The 853-nt window shown below is 51.3% G+C and carries 1 protein-coding gene and 1 pseudogene; both read left to right on the top strand.

Annotated elements, in window-relative coordinates; translation table 11 throughout:
* Positions 1–555 (top strand): annotated as a pseudogene (gene pucJ, locus ACWHAR_RS25075) (uric acid permease PucJ); the annotation flags it as partial.
* A 5-nt stretch (positions 556–560) separates the two neighbouring features.
* Positions 561–853: solute carrier family 23 protein (locus ACWHAR_RS25070; protein ID WP_452088180.1), on the top strand; the 293-nt coding region annotated here is incomplete at its 3' end.

Raw genomic sequence — 853 nt, 5'->3', positions numbered from 1 at the left:
TTAACTGAAAAAGATCTCGTCAAAGGCTATCGAGCGGAAGGAATCGCCATTCTCATCGGCGGGCTGTTCAATGCCTTTCCTTATAATACCTTTGCGCAAAACGCCGGCTTATTGCAGCTGACCAAAGTGAAAACAAGAAACATCGTCGTTACCGCAGGCTGTATCCTTGTCTGTCTCGGACTGATTCCGAAGATTGCCGCCCTTGCATCTGCCGTTCCTGCTGCTGTACTTGGCGGCGCGACCGTCGTCATGTTCGGCATGGTGATTGCCTCCGGCGTCAAAATGCTCAGCACAGCGGATCTCAAAAATCAATACCACCTCCTGACCATCGCATGCTCAATCGCACTCGGCATCGGCGCCAGCACGGCCCCCGGGATTTTTGCTGAATTCCCCGCTCCGATTAGAATTCTGGTGAGTGACGGCACCATCACTGGCAGCCTGACCGCCATCTTTTTGAATCTATTTTTCAGCTTGCGCGACAAAAAAGAATTAACAGCACAGCAAACAGAACTTCCGGTATTAGAACATACACTCGCATTAGAAAAAGAGGTGTAAAAAAGATGAAGGAACAGCACAATGCCTTACAGCTAATGATGCTGGGGCTTCAGCACATGCTTGCCATGTATGCGGGAGCCATTCTCGTTCCGTTGATCGTCGGAGCAGCGATCGGGCTGAATGCGGGGCAGCTGACGTATTTAATCGCGATTGATTTGTTTATGTGCGGGGCGGCAACTCTTTTGCAGCTCTGGAGAAACCGATATTTCGGCATCGGCCTTCCCGTTGTGCTCGGATGCACGTTTACCGCAGTCGGCCCGATGATTTCCATCGGAAGCACTTACGGTGTCCCAGCGAT

Source organism: Bacillus sp. LR--39 (assembly GCF_053613335.1).
This window is presented reverse-complemented; position numbering and strand designations above follow the sequence as displayed.